This window comes from Salinispora cortesiana (assembly GCF_000484695.1).
Taxonomy (GTDB): Bacteria; Actinomycetota; Actinomycetes; order Mycobacteriales; family Micromonosporaceae; genus Micromonospora; species Micromonospora cortesiana.
This window is the reverse complement of record NZ_AXVR01000051.1, coordinates 12,179-30,962: the sequence shown is the minus strand read 5'-3', so window position 1 is coordinate 30,962 and position 18,784 is coordinate 12,179. Positions and strand designations below refer to the sequence as shown.

The 18,784-nt window shown below is 68.6% G+C and carries 19 protein-coding genes, 2 tRNA genes and 2 pseudogenes; 13 read left to right on the top strand and 10 right to left on the bottom strand.

Features of this window, described 5'->3' with window-relative positions; genetic code table 11:
• From K228_RS0119265 to K228_RS0119250, 4 genes are all read left to right on the top strand, one after another.
• A partial coding sequence (locus K228_RS0119265) for an ISAs1 family transposase (RefSeq protein WP_025619910.1) occupies positions 1-309 on the top strand: 309 nt, incomplete at its 5' end.
• 245 nt (positions 310-554) lie between these two features.
• On the top strand, positions 555-761 hold the full coding sequence (locus tag K228_RS0119260) for a hypothetical protein (protein ID WP_188116221.1): 207 nt from the start codon (positions 555-557) through the stop codon (positions 759-761).
• A 123-nt stretch (positions 762-884) separates the two neighbouring features.
• On the top strand, positions 885-1,376 hold the full coding sequence (locus K228_RS29670) for a helix-turn-helix domain-containing protein (RefSeq protein ID WP_245603520.1): 492 nt from the start codon (positions 885-887) through the stop codon (positions 1,374-1,376).
• On the top strand, positions 1,373-1,732 hold the full coding sequence (locus K228_RS0119250) for a hypothetical protein (protein ID WP_025619907.1): 360 nt from the start codon (positions 1,373-1,375) through the stop codon (positions 1,730-1,732). Before K228_RS29670 ends, K228_RS0119250 begins: the two co-directional genes overlap by 4 nt.
• A 198-nt stretch (positions 1,733-1,930) precedes the next feature.
• Here K228_RS0119250 and K228_RS28440 read toward each other — a convergent pair whose 3' ends face one another.
• On the bottom strand, positions 1,931-2,302 hold the full coding sequence (locus K228_RS28440; protein WP_155251599.1) for a hypothetical protein: 372 nt from the start codon (positions 2,300-2,302) through the stop codon (positions 1,931-1,933).
• Positions 2,303-2,450: 148 nt separating this feature from the next.
• Positions 2,451-3,836, bottom strand: a complete 1,386-nt coding sequence (locus K228_RS0119240; protein ID WP_188116220.1) for a helix-turn-helix domain-containing protein — start codon at positions 3,834-3,836, stop codon at positions 2,451-2,453.
• A gap of 171 nt (positions 3,837-4,007) precedes the next feature.
• On the opposite strand from K228_RS0119240, the gene K228_RS0119235 reads away from it, so the two are divergent.
• The 6 genes and pseudogenes from K228_RS0119235 (at position 4,008) to K228_RS0119210 (ending at position 9,935) form a co-directional block, all read left to right on the top strand.
• Complete coding sequence (locus K228_RS0119235) at positions 4,008-4,943, top strand: TauD/TfdA family dioxygenase (protein ID WP_029723775.1); 936 nt, start codon at positions 4,008-4,010, stop codon at positions 4,941-4,943.
• A complete protein-coding gene (locus K228_RS0119230) occupies positions 4,936-6,345 on the top strand; it encodes an FAD-dependent oxidoreductase (RefSeq protein WP_025619903.1) in 1,410 nt (469 codons plus the stop codon). The genes K228_RS0119235 and K228_RS0119230 overlap by 8 nt, the downstream gene beginning before the upstream one ends.
• Before the next feature lie 25 nt (positions 6,346-6,370).
• Entirely contained in the window at positions 6,371-7,204 is an 834-nt protein-coding gene (locus K228_RS0119225) for a phosphopantetheine-binding protein (protein WP_025619902.1), read from the top strand.
• A gap of 80 nt (positions 7,205-7,284) precedes the next feature.
• Entirely contained in the window at positions 7,285-7,794 is a 510-nt protein-coding gene (locus K228_RS0119220) for an NUDIX domain-containing protein (RefSeq protein ID WP_025619901.1), read from the top strand.
• A 46-nt stretch (positions 7,795-7,840) separates the two neighbouring features.
• A pseudogene (locus tag K228_RS25875) lies at positions 7,841-8,940 on the top strand (DegT/DnrJ/EryC1/StrS family aminotransferase).
• The gene (locus tag K228_RS0119210) at positions 8,937-9,935 is read left to right on the top strand and encodes a Gfo/Idh/MocA family protein (protein ID WP_025619900.1); all 999 of its coding nucleotides are present in this window, start codon (positions 8,937-8,939) and stop codon (positions 9,933-9,935) included. Before K228_RS25875 ends, K228_RS0119210 begins: the two are co-directional and overlap by 4 nt.
• Before the next feature lie 235 nt (positions 9,936-10,170).
• Here K228_RS0119210 and K228_RS28435 read toward each other — a convergent pair whose 3' ends face one another.
• Positions 10,171-10,326: a hypothetical protein gene (locus K228_RS28435; protein ID WP_155251598.1), complete on the bottom strand. Its 156-nt coding sequence runs from the start codon at positions 10,324-10,326 to the stop codon at positions 10,171-10,173.
• Positions 10,327-10,786: 460 nt separating this feature from the next.
• On the opposite strand from K228_RS28435, the pseudogene K228_RS29665 reads away from it, so the two are divergent.
• A pseudogene (locus K228_RS29665) lies at positions 10,787-11,054 on the top strand (hypothetical protein); the annotation flags it as partial.
• A gap of 129 nt (positions 11,055-11,183) precedes the next feature.
• Positions 11,184-11,684: a hypothetical protein gene (locus K228_RS0119200; protein ID WP_025619899.1), complete on the top strand. Its 501-nt coding sequence runs from the start codon at positions 11,184-11,186 to the stop codon at positions 11,682-11,684.
• A gap of 119 nt (positions 11,685-11,803) precedes the next feature.
• On the opposite strand, the gene K228_RS0119195 is transcribed toward K228_RS0119200, so the two are convergent.
• The 4 genes from K228_RS0119195 to K228_RS0119180 form a co-directional block, all read right to left on the bottom strand.
• Positions 11,804-11,880, bottom strand: a tRNA-Ile gene (locus tag K228_RS0119195).
• Between the two features lie 146 nt (positions 11,881-12,026).
• Positions 12,027-13,268: an FAD-dependent oxidoreductase gene (locus K228_RS0119190; protein ID WP_025619898.1), complete on the bottom strand. Its 1,242-nt coding sequence runs from the start codon at positions 13,266-13,268 to the stop codon at positions 12,027-12,029.
• Positions 13,258-15,402 carry an MMPL family transporter gene (locus K228_RS0119185; RefSeq protein WP_025619897.1) on the bottom strand — a complete coding sequence of 715 codons (2,145 nt, stop codon included), beginning with the start codon at positions 15,400-15,402 and terminating at the stop codon, positions 13,258-13,260. The genes K228_RS0119190 and K228_RS0119185 overlap by 11 nt, the downstream gene beginning before the upstream one ends.
• 136 nt (positions 15,403-15,538) lie before the next feature.
• Positions 15,539-15,611, bottom strand: a tRNA-Asn gene (locus K228_RS0119180).
• A 227-nt stretch (positions 15,612-15,838) separates the two neighbouring features.
• Between K228_RS0119180 and K228_RS0119175 the strand changes: the two genes are divergently transcribed.
• A complete protein-coding gene (locus K228_RS0119175; protein ID WP_025619896.1) occupies positions 15,839-16,159 on the top strand; it encodes a hypothetical protein in 321 nt (106 codons plus the stop codon).
• Here the strand turns inward: K228_RS0119175 and K228_RS0119170 are convergent.
• Genes K228_RS0119170 through K228_RS0119160 form a run of 3 tightly spaced genes read right to left on the bottom strand, consistent with a single transcriptional unit; the run spans position 16,119 to position 18,722 of the window.
• Positions 16,119-16,928 carry an ABC transporter permease gene (locus K228_RS0119170; protein ID WP_025619895.1) on the bottom strand — a complete coding sequence of 270 codons (810 nt, stop codon included), beginning with the start codon at positions 16,926-16,928 and terminating at the stop codon, positions 16,119-16,121. The genes K228_RS0119175 and K228_RS0119170 overlap by 41 nt on opposite strands.
• Before the next feature lie 12 nt (positions 16,929-16,940).
• Complete coding sequence (locus tag K228_RS0119165; RefSeq protein ID WP_025619894.1) at positions 16,941-17,741, bottom strand: ABC transporter permease; 801 nt, start codon at positions 17,739-17,741, stop codon at positions 16,941-16,943.
• Between the two features lie 48 nt (positions 17,742-17,789).
• Positions 17,790-18,722 carry an ABC transporter ATP-binding protein gene (locus tag K228_RS0119160; RefSeq protein WP_025619893.1) on the bottom strand — a complete coding sequence of 311 codons (933 nt, stop codon included), beginning with the start codon at positions 18,720-18,722 and terminating at the stop codon, positions 17,790-17,792.
• Positions 18,723-18,784 lie beyond the last annotated feature (62 nt).

Sequence of the window (18,784 nt, the reverse complement as noted above, 5' to 3'; positions counted from 1 at the left end):
GACGGTGTCCGCACTAGTAAAGAGATCATCCACGGCATCGTCAGTCTCGACGCCGGACAGGCCGGCCCGGAACACCTCAACCACTACGCCAGAGGTCACTGGACCGTAGAGAACAGCCTTCATTGGACCCGGGATGTGACCTTCCACGAGGACACCTCCCAACTCAGGACCGGCACCGCCCCACGGAACATGGCAGCCTTCCGCAACCTGGCCCTCAACACCTTCCGCCTCGCCGGACGCGCCAACATCGCCCACGCCCGCCGCGACCTACACGACCGCACCGACACCTTCGCCGTCTACGGCATCTAACAAACCATGATCAAAGCGGACGTAAAAGAACAACGCCGGGGCCGTGCCCCACCCCCGGTATGGATACCCCCCAAATAAGCCCTTCCAAGAATCCTCTTAACAACCCTTCCTCCCCCACCGTCGAACCTGACGCCTCGCCGCGCTCCGACAGGCAGGAGAAGAGGAAGACGGATGATTCGAAGACGAGAGCAGACCTCGCCATCATGGCTACCGCCACCCGCCTCGCCGACCCCTACCAAGGCGACATGACCGTCATCGAATCGCGACGCCTGGTAAGCCACGTCGTCACCGTGCTCGCCAAGGGATGGTCGGAGCAGGTCGTAGCGGACGCGCTGGCCACCGACGTCGCCGGCCTCGACTCGGTTGCCGCTGGTCTGATCGGGCGGATGATGGAACTCATGGCCACCCCCGTCCAGCCGGACCAGCACCGCGTGCGAGAAGCCGTTGACTGAGAAGCGCCGGCAACAGCCGGTGGGCGATACTGACGGCGGCCGGCAGTCAACTAACTGCGGCACACCGAACCATCCCTGCCGAGATGCATCGCCCAACCGTCGGTATACCGCTACCATGCCGTCATGCCCTACGGACCCGGATCCGAACACGAGGCTTTCGCACGCCTCCTCCGGGTGCAACGAGCCAAACGTGGCCTACGCCAAGAAGACGTCGCCGACGCCTCCGGCGTCTCCCCGCACACCATCCTGCAATGGGAAGCCGGTAACGGCCGATCACCCCAGCCCGCACAAGTGCGCGCCGTCTGCCGCGCCCTCGGCATCAACCCGCTCGAGGTGGCTGTTGCCCTCGGCTACCTCAGCGAGGACGAAGTTCGGTCCAGGACAGACCTCGCCTGGCACACCGCGGCAACCAAGGTTGAGTACTACCACGCCAGCGGCCAGGAAGGCATCGCCTACCAATCCCTCGTACGCCGCAGACTCGCCGACGCCCTCGGCATCGAACAGCCACCGACACTCAGCCCCGAGGAACAGCAGAAACTGCGGGAGGCTGAGGACCGCGCCGAGCGCGACGCAGACCGGATCTACGGAGACCACGCCGGCCAGGCCGTGGCGTGAGACCCCGCATCCTCGACACGTCGGCGATCATCGCCCTGTTCGACGCCTACCCGCCCGTGTTCGACCTGATGACCCGCGCGGAAGCCAACGAGGTGGCCATCGTCCTTCCGGCGGCTGCCGTCGCGGACGCGAACCGGAAGATCCGCGGATCGTTCGGCATGTGGGAGCCGATCCTCTTAACCGCCGGGCTGACGGCCACACCGCTCGACCCGCATGTCGCTATCGAGATCCACGACCTGGTCGGCGACGTAGCTACTCGGCACACCGTGTACGAGGCGCGGCTTATGCGTGGTGTGGTGGTGACCTGCAACCCGGGCGCCTACCGGGGGCACGCGGTTCCGCTGCTGGTCGTCTGACGCATCCGCCGACCCGAACAGCCGGATGCCCTCGCGGTTCCGCTCTGGAAGTGGTCATACCGTTCGTCTACCCTCGGATTCGCTGGCCCGCCTTGCCCCCGTGAAGGCGGGCCAGTCCATGTCTTCGGCCGGCTCGCCCGTCCCCGCCGCCAGGATCGCCTGCGGGCAGGAGGTGCCGACTGGCCAACCCGGTGCGGCTCAGGGGCCCGCCTGAACGGCCGGCTCAAACCACGCCTGTGCCGATGCGGTGAGCAGACATCCCAGGATGATCCCGGTGAGCACAACCGCCAGCACAAGCAGCCCGGGATTGGCCAAAGCTCCAATGAGGAGAAGCGCGGCAACGCCGATGCCCAGCTGCCGGGCGGGAGGCCAGGCCCGCCACATTCCGACGGCCGTCACGATCGCAACCACGGCGACAGTAGCCATGCTCACTGTCGCCGCTGCTCGGTCAGAACTGTTGATTACATTGAAGACGGCCGATAGTGCGCACGTGAGGGCGGCTATCACGTACAAGCCGACGGGAGCAAGAACTGTCGAGGGCATGCGGGGGCGGCCGGTGGCGTCATCCATGGCGTGCAATGTGGCCCACGCCCGCACGCTGCTGCAACCAGCCAGTCGGCCATCGCCCGTCGTGACCGCTGTCGGTTTTGCGACAGAACGAAACTTCGAGGAGGACAGCCCCACCTACTGGACGTTGGGTCGCTGGGACATCGGACCGTCAGATGGCGGCGCCGACGCGGGTCGCGAGATTGCGAAGTCCCGCCGAAGTCGCTGTTGGGGCGTACAGCAGCGATGACACGAGGTCGCGGACCGAGGGGCGGTTGACCTCTTCGGGAGCGTACCGTTCCGCAGAGAGCAGGGCCTGAACAGCACGGTCGGGCTTGCCGTGGTGGGTCCATGCGCGGGCGGTGTCGACGCAGAAGCGGCCGTACCGTTCGGTGCTGGGCAACTCGGCTGGTCGTATGGTTTCAGCGCTGCGCAGGGCGGCGCCGGTTTCGCCGAGTGCGGTGTAGACACCGATTTTGTAGATGGCGACGGTGGCTGGACTCAGCGGCACCACGGTGCCGGTCATGGTGGTGCCGCCGAGCCGGCTGGCTGCCGCGGCGGCTTCGTCGATAAATGTGGCAGCGGACGATGCGTTGCCCGCCTGGGCGCTGCTGTACGCGGCGGTGCACAGGAGCTTCCCGTATGCCGTGATGAGCGCCGCGTCGGCGCTTCTGTCGGCGCCCAGTCCTTCGGCGGTGGTGGTGAGCAGATGCAGGGCGCCGTCGTGGTGGCCTTCACGACGCATGGCGATCGCGATGGTGTGGGTGGCGGCGGCGACTACCAGACCGTTGCCGGTGTCCCGGGAGGCGGTTAGGGCGCGGTCGGCGAGTACCCAGGCGATGGCGTCGTCGCCGAGCTTCGTGCAGACCGACGAGGCGAGCATGTAGGCCCGGGCGAGGTGGCCTGCGAGGGTTTCCCGCTGGAGGCCGGTCGCCTGCCCCCGGGCAGTGTGCAGACCGGCCAGCAGGCTGGGAAGTCCGCGGGTGAGTTCTGTGTAGCGGCTGTCGGCGTAGGCGCGGCTCGCCGCAGCTAGGCCGGCGGTGAGCGTGTCAGGTGCTGTCGGCAGGGCTGCGGCGTCGGTGAACAGCAGCGCTTCGAGGCCGGTCGTCGGGACTGGTTCCGGGCTGGTAGTGAGGCCGGCGACCGTAGTTATGGCCGCGCCTGTGAGGAAGGTCCGTCGTCGCATGAGGTCGCCGCCTTCGCCGTTGCCTGATCGGCGGAGCTTATCGGCCTCGGGGTTGCTCGCGTCCGAGGTGGGGACGGCACGGCCGTCGTGTCGACGGACGTCATCCGACAGCCCGAGCATCACCGCGGGGATGGACAGGGTGTGGGCTAGTTGGCGGCGGAGGCTGATGTCGTGCAGTGGGGCGCGTTCGAGGCGCGAGATTGTTGAGCCGGAGTATCCGCATAGGTTCCCGAGTTCGCCCTGGGTCAGACCGGCGGCTTGACGTACGAGGCGGATGACGGTTCCGGCGTCGTCGCGGGCTACGGCAGCGCGGAGTTCCGGGGACTGCCAGATCGGGTGGGTCGGTGTTGGCCTGCACTTATTGGCATCCACCTTTATCACGGTAACTCACTGTCACGGCGAGTTGGTGGGTCGTGATTTGCGGATCATGCACACGCGTTGCGGGCCTTGCAGAGCCGCTATCGGCGGACGGTGGCGATCGGCGGCAATAGATACACCAACCGCAGTGGCCGTTCAGACAACAGCTCGGAGGAGGAGTTCGTCATGTTGTTCGCAGATCCGGTACGGGTAGTCGTGCCCAGCACGCTGGCATGCCGGTTGGCGCAGGTGTGCACGTTGGAGATGGACGGACATCGGTGGTCCGCACCGAACGTGTTCGCAGCCCGCCAGGTGCTCGATGCACCGCTTGCCCAGGCGGTGCTCGATGCGATCCGGCGGCGGCTGGCCCGAGCTGTACCGACCGCACCGGGCTGGGCGGTGGTCGCGCTGCCACCCCAACTGGGTGACGAGGAGATGAAGCGGGTGGCCGCCGGGCTGCTCGCCACGCTTGGCCGGCCGTTCTTCTCCATCGATCAGAACGGTGCGCTGTGGATCGGCGGTGAGTCGTCGCCGGAGCGTGATCGGGCGTCGTTTGGTGGGTTCGGGGCGCAGGCATTGCACATCGACGCCCCGAACGTGCGGCAGGTACCGGACTACACCAGTCTGTTGGTGTTGCGCCCGGATCCGGCCGGCGGCGGCGTTTCACTGATCGGTGATCTACAGGAGGCGCTGGCACATCTGACCGATGCTGAGCAGGCCATGCTGCGCCGTGCCGAGGTCTTCGAGGGCCGGGCGGACGGACTACTCGGAGTGGGCGCCCCTCTGCTGCCGTTCCCGATGGTGACTGCCGCCACGGATGGTGGCTGGCCGTGGATCCGGTGGGCGGGCAAGCTGCTCGACGATCCCCGCAATCAGCGGTACCTGCCGATCCTGGAACGCTTCGCGCAGGCACTGAGCGGCGAGACCCGGGCGATCATGCTGGGCCGCGGGCAGTTGCTCATCGCTGACCAACGGCGCGTCGCGCACGGTCGTACCGCTCTGGGCGACCCCCGGTCGGCTGCCACCGGCCTGCGCCGATGCATCCTGCAGGCCAAGGTCGCCTTCGAAGCGACGGCGACCGCGCAGCTCGTCACCGTCGAGGCCGGTGTCAGCGATGCCTGAAACCTACGACGTGGCGGTGGTCGGTGCCGGAGTGGTCGCGCTAGCTGTCGCGGAGGAGTTGCTGGCCCGAGGGCTCACGGTGGCGGTCATCGGTCCGTACGGCGGGGACCACGCGGGGCAGGCGACCCGGGCCGCCGGGGCGATGCTGTCGATGTTTTCGGAGATCGAGCCGGGCCATCCGGGCGACCGGGTCTCGGTCGAGACCGGTGAACGGCTCGCTGCCCACCGGGCGTACCCGGCCTGGCTGAGCCGTCTCGCTGCCACCGGTGAACGGGTGGTATCCACGGTGGCGGGCACCTGGGTACTCGCACCGGCCGGGCGGCTGGCCCAGTTGGCACCGATCACGGCAGCAGCGCGGGCCGCGGGGCACCCGGCAGAGGAACACGACGCAGGACAGATTCCAGGGCTACACACTCCTGTCGACACGGCGGGCGCGTTGTGGCTGCCGACCGAGGCCCGCATCGACAGCGGCCTGCTGATGGAGGCGTTGTCGCGGGTCATCCGCCGGCACCCGCGGGCGGTCTGGCACGACACCACCGCGACCGGCGTCGCGACCGGCGTCGTGAGATGCGCAGACGGTGCGCGGGTGGAAGCCGGCGATGTCGTGCTGGCCGCCGGCGTCGCAACCGCGTCGCTGTTGGACGAGGCCGGGCGCCCAGTCGGAGTGCCGCCCATCCTGGCCGGTCGCGGCGCGAGTGTGCTCCTGCACGCACCCGCGGTCAGCGTGCCGCACGTGGTCCGGACCCCGAACGCGGCGTTCGCATGCGGCGCGCACCTGGTCCCCCGCGCGGACGGCACCGTGTATCTGGGGGCGACGAACCGGCTGACCACCAGCGTCGACCTCACCCACCCGGCGACGCTCGACGAACTGGCCGTGTTGGCCGCAGACGCAAGCACCCTGCTTGACCACCGCCTTGCCGGGGCGCAGGTGCGCGGCCACCGGGTCGGGTTGCGCCCATACACGGTGGACCACCTGCCGTTGCTGGGACGCACCCGAGATCCGCGTCTACTGCTGGCTACGGCCACCTATCGGTGTGGGGTCCTACTCGCACCGCGCATCGCTGCCCTGATCGCTGACGAGATCACCGCACCCGGCACCCTCGACGACCACCCGTACCGGGTTCTGCGCCCGATGCCGACCCCGGCTGCCAGCGCCGCGTTGGACAACGACGCCGCGCAGGCACTGATCGAGCACTTGGTGCAGGGTGGCGCGAACCTGCCGACGGCCGCTGCCGAACAGTTCAGCGAGTTCGTCGAACTCGCTCTGCAGGTGCTCCTCGACGACGCCTGCGAGCAGGGAGCGGCACTGCGCCGGCTGTGGCGCTCCGCCCCCGTCGTTGAAGTCGTCCCTGCCCTGTTTGCCCTGCCTCGACGGATGAAAGGCACTCCCGATGTCCGCTAACACCGCTACACTGCGAACAGCGCTCTTGGCCGCGATCACCGCGGCTCGCCCCCAGCGTGGCCCCATCGAGGACGACCGGTCCTTCGCCGACCTCGGCCTGGACTCCCTGGACCGCCTCGTACTGGTCCATGCCGTCGAGCAGGCTACCGGCATCGCGATCCCTGACCATATTCTGGCCAACACCCATAACATCGATGACCTTCTGGGTGGGTTTGGTGCCGTGATCCCGTGCGCCGACGCTGACCTCGGCACTGCGTCGGTAGCCGTCGAGACGGAACTGGGCGTGGTCGACGACGGCGCCGTCGTCGGCGCTGGATCCCGGCTCTGGCATGCGGCCCAGGTCGCCGCCGGCGCGTGCATCGGCGCGGACTGCACCCTGGGCAAAGGTGTCTACGTCGGTACCGGCAGCCAGATCGGCAACCGCGTCAAGATTGGCAACTATGCGTGCGTATTCGGCGCGAACATCGCCGATGACGCGATGATCAACCCACACGCTGCGCTGCTGGAAGACCCCGCACCGCGGGCCACCACCCCAGACGGACGCCGCAAGCAGCACACCGACTTCGACCAGCGCCCCGTTACCGTCAGCCGCCGGGCCACCGTGGGCGCGGGTGCCATGATCGCGCCGGGGATCACGGTCGGACATGACGCCCTGGTCGCGATCGGCGCGGTCGTCGTACGCGACGTCCTCCCGCACGCCCTGGTCGCGGGCAACCCGGCCCGCCAGTGCGGGTGGGTGTGCATCTGCGGCCACACCCTCACAGATGCTTTACGTTGCCCGCGCTGCTCGGGCGAATACGTCCTCCAGAGCGGCGAGCTGCACCTGCTCGGCGACACCGCAGCCGCCTGCGATGGCTGACTTCCTGCCAGGTCACCCGTTCGGGGTACGGGGTGTGGCAGGAGTGCACGGGGGCCGTGGGTTGGCTAGCGTCGCCCGGCATGAGTCGAGTCCTACCTCCCACCGAGTACTACGCGAGCTTGCCGAAGAGCATCACCGGGGCCGGTGCCATCCTGCACGACGAGCACGGCCGGTTCCTGCTCGTGCGGCCCAACTACCGCAGCGACACATGGGAGATCCCCGGTGGCGGGCTTGAGCACGGCGAATACCCCTGGCAGGCAGTCTGTCGGGAGGTCAAGGAAGAACTCGATTTGGAACTGACACCCGGTCGGCTCCTGGCCCTCGACTGGGTTCCCCCACAACCCGACGGCAGGCCCGCGCTGGCGAACTTCCTGTTCGACGGCGGCTACATCACCCAAGACGACGCAGACAAGCGCTTGAGTCTGCAGACCGACGAGCTCAGCGAATGGCGCCTGGCGGGGCCCGAGCAGTGGAACAAACTCATGGCACCGCACATGGCCCGCAGGCTGCACGCCTGTGCTGATGCCCTGCGTACCAAGAGCACCGCCTACCTGCACCACGGGTGGGATCCCGCCAACCCCGCACACTGACCGCTAGGCCTTTCTGCCGGGCGGCACCCGGTAGAAAGGACACCCCATGATCGACATGATCTCAGTGGCCAGCGCTCACCTCGACGAGGACGACATCGCGGCCGCCGTCCGAGTACTGCGCTCCGGAGCCCTGGTCCAAGGCCGCGAAGTCGCCGCCTTAGAGGACGAGTTCTCCGACCTAGTTGACGGCCGGTACTGCATCGCCGTCAACTCCGGCACCACCGCCCTGTGGCTAACTCTGCTCGGCCTGGGCATCGGCGGCGGCGACGAGGTCATCGTCCCGGCGTTCACCTTCGCCGCCACCGCCGCAGCGGTTCGCCTCACCGGCGCGACACCCGTCTTCGCCGACATCGACCCCGTCTCGTTCTGCCTCGATCCCGCTGCGGCCGCCACGGCGGTTACACGCCGCACCGCGGCGATCATCCCCGTGCACCTGTTCGGGCACCCCGCCGACATGGACGCCCTGTCCCCACTGGCCGATCAGCATGGAATCGCGCTGATCGAGGACGCCGCGCAGGCGCACGCCGCGACCCTGCACGCACGTCCCATCGGCACGTTCGGCACTGCCGCGGCATTCAGTTTCTACCCCACCAAAACATGCAGTCGGTCGAAGGCGGAATAGTCACTACCGCTGACCCGGGCCTAGCCCGCACACTGCGGCTACTACGCAACGTCGGCATGGAAACCCGCTACTGCCACGAGATCGTCGGCACGAACGGGCGCCTCAACGACGTTTTCGCCGCAATCGGCCGCACCCAGCTACGCAAACTCACCGCCCACACCGCGACGCGCCGCGCCCATGCCGCGCGCCTCGACGCCGCACTGGCCGATGTCGCCGGCATATTCCCACCGACCGCCGGCATTGGCGCCGGGCACGTTTACCACCAATACACGATCCGCGTCAACGACGACCGTGACGCCTTTGCCCAAGCCCTGCGCAGAGACCGGATCGGCTGCACTGTGCACTACCCAATCCCGCTGCACCGCAGCCCGGCCTACCGCACCGCCGTTCACCTGCCCCACACCGACAATGCCGCCGCCCAAGTACTGTCGCTGCCCGTACACCCCGGTCTCGCCCACGGAGACCTCGACCGGGTCATCACCGCCGTGCTCCAGCACGCCCGCCGAGAGCAGTTGGCGGCATGAGTACCCGACCGCTACGTGCCGGCCTCATCGGACTCGGGCACATGGGCAGACACCACGCCCGAGCACTGTACGCACTCGACGGCGTCGACCTGGTAGCCGCCGTCGACCCCGCAGGTGACCCCCACCGCATCGCCGCCGGCATCACCCTCTTCACCCACCTCGACGACATGCTGCAACACGGACTCGACTATGCGGTGCTGGCGGCACCCACCTCACGGCACACCGACCTCGGGCTGCGTCTCGCCGCCGCCGGCGTTCCCACACTCATCGAAAAACCCCTGGCCCCCGATCCGGAATCAGCCCGCCGTCTGGTTGACGCCTACCAATCAGCCGGACTGCCGGCCATGGTCGGGTACACCGAACGTTTCAACCCGGCGATCACCGCCCTCCGCGCCCGACTACAGAACGGACTACTCGGCGACATCTTTCACATCAGCACCCGACGCACCAGCACATATCCTGCCCGGATCGCCGACATCGGCGTCATCCACGACCTAGCCACCCACGACATCGACCTGACCGCCGGCCTGACCGGCCAGCAGTACACCTCCATCACCGCCCGCACCGCGCACCGCAGCGGCCGCCCCCATGAGGACCTACTCGCCGCGATCGCTCAGCTTGCCGACGGCGCGATTGCCCAACACCACGTCAACTGGCTGACCCCGGCCCCCGAACGTGTCATTACCGTCACCGGAGAACACGGCAGCCTCACCGCCGACACGATCGCCGCATCACTAACCTGGTGCAGCAACGGCGCCCCCACACCCACGGCTGATCAGCAGACCTACCGGGGTGTAGCGCCCGGCGACATCACCCGCTTCACGCCGCAACCAGCGGACCCACTACTCCGCGAACATCGTGCATTCCACGCAGCGCTACTAGGTCACGACAACGAAGGCGCCTGCCTCGATGCGGGACTACACGCCGTCCTCGTCGCCCATGCAGCGGCAACCTCAGCACTCACCGCACACACCACACCCATCGCAGTGGCCTAGGCGTAGCCCGACTTGATCTGTCCTGTCGGCCCCTACGACCGTTGCCGTGACACAGGCCAGACCGGCCGAACAACAGTGCCCGTTGGGTCAAGTAAGTTGTGGGCGATTAGCTCGCCGTACGCCTCTGCCCAGGGCCAGCACCGCCGGGGGGTCGCGCAGACGGGGCACCGGCCGTCGACCTGCCGGTGCTCGGTGAGGTCCCGCCGCCACCGGCGGACAGTCGCGTCGCCGGGCGTCAACGCCGGCTCCCGGCCCGCTGCGGGGGCGCCCAGTTGCCCTGCCCGACCGAGCCGAGGTAGTCGTAGGCGGTCTCGGTGGGCGGACACGGCTCCTGCGTCAGCGTTGACCGCCGGCGAATCTGCGCGAGGTGCTCGCCAATTGTCGGTTCCATGTTGGCCTCCCAGGTTGAGGTCTGGGCGGCGGGCCGCCGGCCTCAACCCCGGCGGGCCGCCGTCATCGACGGTACTCCCCGCCTGCACGTCACGCTGTCACCTCCATGTAGCGGCCTTCGGGGTGTCGCGCCGCATGAATTCCCGTACGTCCGCACTCCTGGAGCTAGCCGATTTCATCTCAGCCAATGCGTGTCGGACAAGCCACAAAAGATGTGAATCCCGCTTGCAAATATTGCTTGTTGATTGTGGATCTGATAGTAAAATTGGTCCGGCTGATCAGTGATCATTGAGGCTGACCATCGGTGACGAGGGCCCCCGCGGGGGGTGTGGCCCTCGGTCGCGCACCATCGCCGTCTCTAGCAGGCGAAGATCCTTCGACACTCCCGTGAGGCGTCTTCCCATCCGCTAGCACATGTGTTCGAATACCCACCCGCCACCGAGGAGGTCATCCAATACGTCATGCGCAGCCAGCCGTTCCGCCACCAACCCCCCACCCGCACTACGCGCCGCGATCTACGGACCCACCCACCAGATCGGACGCTGGCAGCCAACCTGCACCGCCTGGTGCACCGCACGTCGATACGACCTGGTTTCCGTCGTCGACCTGCTGCACGCGATGGCCGACGGCGACATCAACATCGCCATGGTAGCCACCCTGGCCGGCCTACCAGCCGACCGCATGGCTCGGGTCGAAACCATCGGCCGGCGACAGCCAGTGCGCCGCGGGTCCTCGTAGACACGGCATCACCTGGTGCCCGAACACTCATGGGCGCAAGGCCGCACCCAGCAGGGGGACGCAGAGAAACTCCATACCGCGTCGCCGATCCCCAAAAGCGTCAACGGAATCGGAGCAAAAATGATCACCGCATACGACGGCGACGATACGCGGAACGCCAGCCGCGACCAGCAGGAAGCCACCGTGCAGGCCATCATCGCCCGCCGACGCAATAGCCGTACCCATAGCCTCTACGGCATCGCCGCTGGCATCCTCGGCACCGTCTCAATCTATGCGTGGGCGGGTATCCGCGCTGATGTGGAGCATCGCGTCGGCATGCCGCTGACCGCCGACTACGCGGCATCCCTCGCGACGTTCGTCGTTCTCGGCATCTCCGCCGTGGCCACCACCCTCACGTGGCTAATCGTGTTCCACGTGGACCGGCGCGCTAGGGAGGTCGATGAGATCCGTACGTACTACGAGGCTCGACAGGAGCGGGCCATCCGGCAGGCGATGGAGCTCTTCCTGGCGGAGGGCGACGCGACCGCCCGCACATTGATGGAGCAGGTCCAGACTGTGACCAGCGGCACGGATGGAGCGACGGTTTCCCGGCTCCCGTCGCGGGGCTCAGGCCGCGGCTAGACCATCGCTGCACAGTTTCGGGGACGCGTCCGCGTGACGCGCCCCCGAATTCTTGGGCCTCGTGCACCTGCCGTGCACCTGAACGCCGGTTTTGGCGATCTTCACTTGCCTGTTTTTCCTGGTGGGGCGGGCGGGGCTTGAACCCGCGACCGAGGGATTATGAGTCCCCTGCTCTGACCAGCTGAGCTACCGCCCCGTACCGGTACCGCGCTGGATCGTACCCGCCTGGTTGATCGCGGGCCAGCACGCACCAGCTTCCCTCGGTCACGGCGCCAGGCGCTGTAGCACGATGGGCAACGCGAGGATAACAGTGTGCTCCCGGTCTGCTCGGCCGAGGAGCGGTCAGGCCGTTGGCCGCAGGTATGCGAGGACCGCGCCGGCGGCACGCCAGCCGCCTGCCAGCGCACCCTGGATCGACGGGCTGTCCCGGTGGTCACCGGCGACGAAGAGGCCGTCTCCGAGGGCGACCGGCCGCCGCAGCCGCCCCTGTGGCGGTGGCACGGCGGGGAGCGCCCCGGCGATGGTGACGGTGCTCAGATGAGCCCAGTCGGCGGTGGACTGTCCGTAGAGCCGAGCCAGCTCAGTTCGGATCACCGGCTCAGGCGGTACGGTCGGGCCCACCACCGAGGTGGCGACGAGGTGCTGGCCCTTCGGCGCGTACGTCGGGGAAGCCTGGCTGACCACAACGGAGTTGGCGATCAGTTCTCGGCGGTCACCGTCAACGAGCAGAATCGGCTCCGTCAGCGGCGCCGTCTCGGTGGCGTGATACCAGGTCGTGTAGCTGTGCATCCGGACCGCGGAGAGCGCCGGCAGCAGGGTGGTCGCCGTGGGTGGGTCGACCGCGACCACGACGGCGCGGGCGGTGACGGCACCGGCCGGGGTCCGCACGCGACCGGGCGCGACGTGGTTAACCGGGGTGTCCAGCTCGATCAGGGCGGCGGGGAGCGGGGCGGCGATCGCGTACGGCAACGCGGCCATACCCTCGGCGGGCAGGCCGATGCGGCCCCGGACGAAGGAGCGCAGCACCAGCGCGAAGACGTGGCTGGAGGTCTCCAGCTGGCGTTCGAGGAAGACGCCGGAGAGAAACGGCCGCAGCAGCTGCTCGATGATGGTGTCGGAGAGGCCGGCGCGACGCAGTGCCGCCTCGGTGGTGGTCTCCGGGGCGTTGAGTAGCTGCCTCGCGGGCAGCGTGGCGGCGCCGGTGGCGAGTGCGGCGAGGCGGAGTCGATCGCGCAGCGACCCGACTCCGGCGAGCAGGGTGGCGGGCGCGCCAACGGGTTCGCGGAGCGGGTTGACCAGTCTGGTGTGGGTGTCGCCGTGGCGCACCAGCACCCCGGGGACGAGGTACCCGAGGTCGAGCTGGTTGACGTCCAGCAGGGTGCCGAGCCGCGGGTAGGCCGTGTTGAGCACCTGGAAACCCCGGTCCAGCCGGAACCCGTCAACGAGGTCGGTGCTGACCCGACCGCCGATCCGGCCGCTCGCTTCGAGGAGCCGCCAGGGCACCCCGGCGCGGTGCAGCCGGCGCGCCGCAGCCAGCCCGGCCAGGCCACCACCGACGATCACCACATCGGTATCAACCCGCATCGCGCGGCTCCCGCTCTCCGCTGGTCCGGGCCAGCCGGCTCGGCCACCAGATCCTCGACCCGATGTCGTACGCGAGGGCGGGCACCAGCAGCGAGCGGACGATGATCGTGTCGATCAGGACGCCCACGGCGACCGCCACCCCCAGTTCGATGAGCACCACCAGCGGGAGTACGGCCAGGGCGCTGAACGTCGCGGCGAGCACGATGCCGGCGGAGGTGATGACGCCCCCGGTGACGACGAGCCCGTACCGCACCCCGGAGCGGGTACCCCGCCGCACCGCTTCCTGCCGGATCCGGCTCATCAGGAAGATGTTGTAGTCGATGCCGAGGGCGACCAGGAAGACGAAGGCGAACAGCGGGAAGGAGGCGTCCACACCGGGGAAGTCGAAGAGGTACTCGAAGATCAGCGCGCAGAGGCCCAGCGTGGCACCGTACGAGAGCAGCACGGTGGCGACGAGCAGCAGCGGGGCGAGTAGGGCGCGCAGCAGCAGCGCCAGGATGACGGCGATGACGCTGAGGACCACCGGGATGATGACGTTGCGGTCTCGGGTGGAGGCGTCAGCGGTGTCGATGTTGATCGCGGTGACGCCGCCGACGACCGCGTCGGCGGCGGGTACGGCGTGGACCGCCACCCGTAGGTCGCGAATGGTCTCCTCGGCGCCGTCGGAGTCCGGTGCGTCGGCGAGGGTCGCCTCGAGTTGCACGATCCCGTTGACGACTTTCGGCGGCTCGGTCGGTTGTGCACCGCCGTCCGAGTCCGAGCCTGGACCGGCGCCGGGACGGTCGGTGACCGGTCGTACCGCAACGACGCCGGGCGTCTCCTGGGCCACGGCGGCGACCTGCTCGGCGGTCTCCTGGCGGGTGAAGATGATGGCCGGGCTACCGGTGCCGGCCGGGTAGTGGCGGGCAATCGTTTCCTGGCCCGCGACCGAGTCCGTCGGCTCGGTAAACAGGTCGCTCTCGCCCAGGGTGGTCACGCTCAGCTGGGTGAGACCGAGGGCGAGCGCGGCCAGCCCGAGCGCGGTGACCAGCCACACCGGTCGGGACCGGCGGGCCACGAACCCCGCGACGCGGCCCCAGATGCCGTGTTCGGCCTGCGGCTCGGCGTGGTCGAGTCGCGGCTGGCGTGGCCAGAACACTCGGCGTCCGCCGAGCACGAGCAGCGCGGGTAGGAGGGTGAGCATCACCAGCAGGGTGGCGCCGATGCCGATGGCGGCGACCGGCCCGAGTGCCTGGTTGGAGCTCAGGCTGGACAGCAGCAGGCAGAGCAGGCTGGCGATGGTGGTGCCGGCGGAGGCGGTGATCGCCGGGGCGGCGCCGCGCCAGGCCGCCAGCATGGCGGCGGCAGGCTTGTCGTGCCGGTGTAGCTCCTCCCGGTACCGGGCGATCAGGAGCAGGGCATAGTCGGTGCCGGCGCCGAAGACCAGCACAGTGAGGATGCCCTGCGCCTGCCCGTCGAGGGTCAGGATGTCGGCCTCGGCGAGCCAGTAGACGATCGCCGTGGCCAGCGAGAAGGACATGCCAGCGGCGAGCAGCGGGAAGATCCACAGCACCGGGCTGCGGTAGACGACCAGCAGGATGAGGAGCACTACGCAGAGGGTGACCAGCAGCAGCGTCCCGTCGATCGCCGAGAAGACGTCGATCAGGTCGGCGAGCAGGCCGGCCGGACCGGTGACGTTGACGGTGAGCCCGTCTCGGTCCGCACCGACGACGGTACGCAGTTCCGCTACGACGTCGGCGATCTCCTCGCCCTGCTCGTCGTCCACCGGGACGATCAGCTTGACCGCCTGCCCGTCGGCGCTGGGGATCGGCGGCGGCAGCGGGCCGACCACACCGGGCAGTTCGGCGATCTCGGCCGTGTCGGCGGCGATCTGCTGCTGGTCGGCGGCGGTGATGCCGCTGGTGCGTTCGTAGACGATGAGTGCCGGGGTGGTCAGTTGGTCCACGAAGAGTTCGGAGAGATCCTGGGCCCGGGTCGCCTCGGCGTCGGTGGGGAGGAAGGCGGCGTTGTCGTTGGTGGTGACCTCACTGAGTCTGCCGGTGTACGGCCCGGCGAGGCCGCCGACCACGAGCCAGGCGAGCGCGATGAGCAGGGCGACCAGTGTGCCCCGGCCCGCGGCACCTTTCCCGGACATCCGCACCCACCCGATGCGCCTGCGGCGCGTTAGGGATCTTGATCAACCTCTCCCATCCTGCCCTCCGGCTCCGGTTCCGGTACCAAAAACGAAGGAAGCCCACCGACCTGGGTCGGTGGGCTTGATGGGGAGGGAGCTCCCCCGTTTGGACTCGAACCAAAAACCTGCCGGTTAACAGCCGGCTGCTCTGCCAATTGAGCTACGGGGGATCGTGCCGACGCCCGGCTTCCGGAGCTCCGGTGCGCCGTGCGACGGGACAAGAGTACAGGACTACCGGCGGTCCCAGTCGAGGGGGTTACCGCGCCGTTGCGGGTGCTAACGCGGGCACTCCACTCCAATATTCAGGATGTTCCGGATAAATCGGCGTCAGGGCACCCGGAGACCAGCGCGGAGAGCAGGATGGGGAGTTAACACGTCAGGTACGGAAGGAGCCGCCATGCGCGGAAAGATCATGTTCCTGGGCGGGATGGCGGTGGGATTCGTCCTGGGCGCCCGCGCCGGCCGGGAAGCGTACGAGGAGCTGGTGGTCTGGGGTCGCAAGATCGTCGACCACCCGACCGTCCAGGAGGCGGCGGGAGTGGCGCAGGCACAAGCGAACCGGTTCTACAGCGAGAGCCGAGACAAGCTCGGTCAGTCCAAGCTGGGCGAGACCTTCGGCGGCAACGGCCAGCGATGGAACCCGGTCGCCGCGGACGACCCCTTCGCCGGCACACCGGTTACCGGTACAGCAACCGGCTCATCCGGCGGGACGCAATAACGAGGCCGATGGCCAGGACCACCAGCAGGTATCCGATGTCGAGTAGCCACGTCCAGCCACTGCCGCCGACGGTGATCCCCCGGATCAGGTGCACCGCGCGGTAGAGCGGAGTCACCTCGACCAGCCAACGCAGCAGCGTCGGGTAGGCCTGCGCCGGGATGAACGTGCCGGAGAAGAGGAAGAGCACGAACTGCGCCGACCCCAACACGTCGAAATCCTGCCAGCTCCGCATGAAGGTGGCGATCGTCATGCCGATCGCCCCGAACGTGAAACCGACCAGCACCGCCGCCGGGAAGGCGACCGCCGCCCGGGCTGCGGTGGTCAGATCCATCACGACCATCACCACGAGGAACGCGCCGGAGTAGGCGCTGCCCCGGAGCATCGCCCAGGCCAGCTCACCGAGGGCGATCTCGAACGGCTGCACCGGAGTGGCGATCACCCCGTCGTACAGCTTCATGTACTTCATCTTGCCGAAGAAGTTGAAGGTGGTCTCCGCGAACGATCCGGTCATCGCCGACGAGGCGAGCATCGCGGGCGCGACGAACGCTGCGTAGCTGACGACCGCTCCGCCGGGCAGCGTCAGGTCACCAACCAGCGCCCCCACCCCGACCCCGATGGAGAAGAGGTAGAGCAGCGGCTCGATGAAGCCGGAGACCAGCAACAGCCAATAGATCGACCTCAGGGCCGAGAGGTTCCGTTCGGCTACTGAGGCCGACCGTCGCGACGCCGCCGACACATCCATCAGCCGGGGCAGCACCAGAGCGACCATGACGCCCCCTTCCTAGACGACGAGCCTGCGGCGCAGTGCGCGGTGGGCGAGCAGCCACCCACCGACTGCCCAGGCGGCGAGGTAGAGCAGATGGCCGGTGACCGACCAGACCGGCGCGGTGCCGAGCGTGGCCGCCCGGCTCAGGTCAACCGCGTGCCAGAGCGGCGTCGCGTACGCCAGCCAGCGCAGCCCCACCGGCAGCGACTCGACCGGGAAGAAGACCCCGGCGAAGAGCGTCATCGGGATCACCGCAAACCGGAACAGCAAGGCGAGCCAACTGTCGCTGGAGGCCGTTGCCGCGTACGCGAAGGTGGGTGCGGCAACAGCCAGTCCGAGCAGCGCCGCCACCGGCAGCGCCAGCACCGCCCACGGCGAGCGCAGGGCCCCCAGGACCCCGGTCACCAGCAGAAACGCCGCGGCCGAGGTCAGCACCCGGAACAGCACGAACGCCAGCTGACCGGCCATGATGTCCGTTACCCGCAGCGGTGCCGCATACTGGGCGAAGTAGATTCTTGTCCATTGGAGGCTGCTGTAGACCGGCCAGGTGGACTCGGCGATCGCCACCTGCAACGCGGTTGACGCGAGCAGCCCCCCGACGATCCACTCCAGGTAGGAGACGCCCTCGACACCCTGGTCGATGAAGGCCCCGACTCCCACGCCGAAGCCGAGCACGGTCAGCGTGGGAAGCAGAAACGACGAGAGCACCCCGCCCCGCCAGGTGTGCCGGTAACCGACCAGGTGGTATTGCAGCACCGCCAACGCCGGCACCCGGGCCGGGCCAGGCCGGGCCCGCTTGGCCGCGAGTTGTGTCATGCCTTCGCTCCCCATCCACCCGGCCCTCCGGCCCGGCTCCTCGCGGCCTCAGTCGATCAGAGTGCGGCCGGTGAGGTGCAGAAAGACATCCTCCAGGCCGCTGCGCCGCACCAGCACGTTGATCGGGTGCAGGCCAAGCGCGGTCACCTCGGCCACCGCCGCGTCGCCGTCGGGCACGTAGAGCAGGATCCGGTCGGGCAACACCTCGACCCGCTCGCCGAGCTGGTCGATTTTACTGACGAACGGCTCCTGTGACTCGCCCGCGAAGCGCAGCTCGACCACCTCGCGGGTGGAGTGCTGCTCGATCAGCACGCGGGGGGAGCCTTCGGCGACGATCCGCCCACCGTCCATCACCACCAGCCGGTCGCAGAGCTGCTCGGCCTCGTCCATGTAGTGCGTGGTGAGCACCAGCGTGACACCCTGCTGCTTGAGCTGGAACAGCCGCTCCCAGACCAGGTGCCGGGCCTGCGGGTCGAGACCGGTGGTGGGCTCGTCCAAAAGCACGATCTCAGGCTCGTTGACCAGCGCACGGGCGATGGTGAGCCGTCGCTTCATGCCGCCGGAGAGCGGCTCCACCTTGCTGTCGGCCCGCTCGCTGAGCTGCACGAAATCGAGCAGCTCGGCGGCGCGCAGCCGAGCCACCCGGCGGGCGATGCCGAAATAGCGGGCGTAGGTGATCAGATTTTCCCGGACGGTCAACTCCGGGTCGAGCGTGTCGAGCTGGGGGCAGACACCGAGGCGGGCCCGGATCTCCGGCCCGTCTCGCACCGGATCCATGCCGAGGATGCGCAGCTCCCCGCCGCTGGGCGGCGAGACACAACCGATCATGCGCATGGTGGACGACTTGCCTGCGCCGTTGGGCCCGAGGAAGCCGAACGCCTCCCCGGCCCGGACCGCAACGTCGATGGCGTCGACCGCGGTGAAGCTGCCGAACCGCTTCACCAGCCCCCGCGCCTGGATGAGTGGTTGAGCCGTGGTCACCCCCTGACCCTAGCCACCCGGTCCGACACTCCCCACCGGGTTCTTGCCCAGCCAGCCGCTCC

Coding starts and splice junctions, on each gene's coding strand:
- K228_RS0119220 (WP_025619901.1), top strand. CDS start 7,285: ATGAGTCGAGTCCTACCTCCCACCGAGTACTACGCGAGCTTGCCGAAG.
- K228_RS0119235 (WP_029723775.1), top strand. CDS start 4,008: ATGTTGTTCGCAGATCCGGTACGGGTAGTCGTGCCCAGCACGCTGGCA.
- K228_RS0119190 (WP_025619898.1), bottom strand. CDS start 13,268: ATGCGGGTTGATACCGATGTGGTGATCGTCGGTGGTGGCCTGGCCGGG.
- K228_RS0119170 (WP_025619895.1), bottom strand. CDS start 16,928: ATGGTCGCTCTGGTGCTGCCCCGGCTGATGGATGTGTCGGCGGCGTCG.
- K228_RS0119165 (WP_025619894.1), bottom strand. CDS start 17,741: ATGACACAACTCGCGGCCAAGCGGGCCCGGCCTGGCCCGGCCCGGGTG.
- K228_RS28440 (WP_155251599.1), bottom strand. CDS start 2,302: ATGGATGACGCCACCGGCCGCCCCCGCATGCCCTCGACAGTTCTTGCT.
- K228_RS0119230 (WP_025619903.1), top strand. CDS start 4,936: ATGCCTGAAACCTACGACGTGGCGGTGGTCGGTGCCGGAGTGGTCGCG.
- K228_RS29670 (WP_245603520.1), top strand. CDS start 885: ATGCCCTACGGACCCGGATCCGAACACGAGGCTTTCGCACGCCTCCTC.
- K228_RS0119210 (WP_025619900.1), top strand. CDS start 8,937: ATGAGTACCCGACCGCTACGTGCCGGCCTCATCGGACTCGGGCACATG.
- K228_RS0119185 (WP_025619897.1), bottom strand. CDS start 15,402: ATGTCCGGGAAAGGTGCCGCGGGCCGGGGCACACTGGTCGCCCTGCTC.
- K228_RS0119260 (WP_188116221.1), top strand. CDS start 555: ATGACCGTCATCGAATCGCGACGCCTGGTAAGCCACGTCGTCACCGTG.
- K228_RS28435 (WP_155251598.1), bottom strand. CDS start 10,326: ATGGAACCGACAATTGGCGAGCACCTCGCGCAGATTCGCCGGCGGTCA.
- K228_RS0119200 (WP_025619899.1), top strand. CDS start 11,184: ATGATCACCGCATACGACGGCGACGATACGCGGAACGCCAGCCGCGAC.
- K228_RS0119175 (WP_025619896.1), top strand. CDS start 15,839: ATGCGCGGAAAGATCATGTTCCTGGGCGGGATGGCGGTGGGATTCGTC.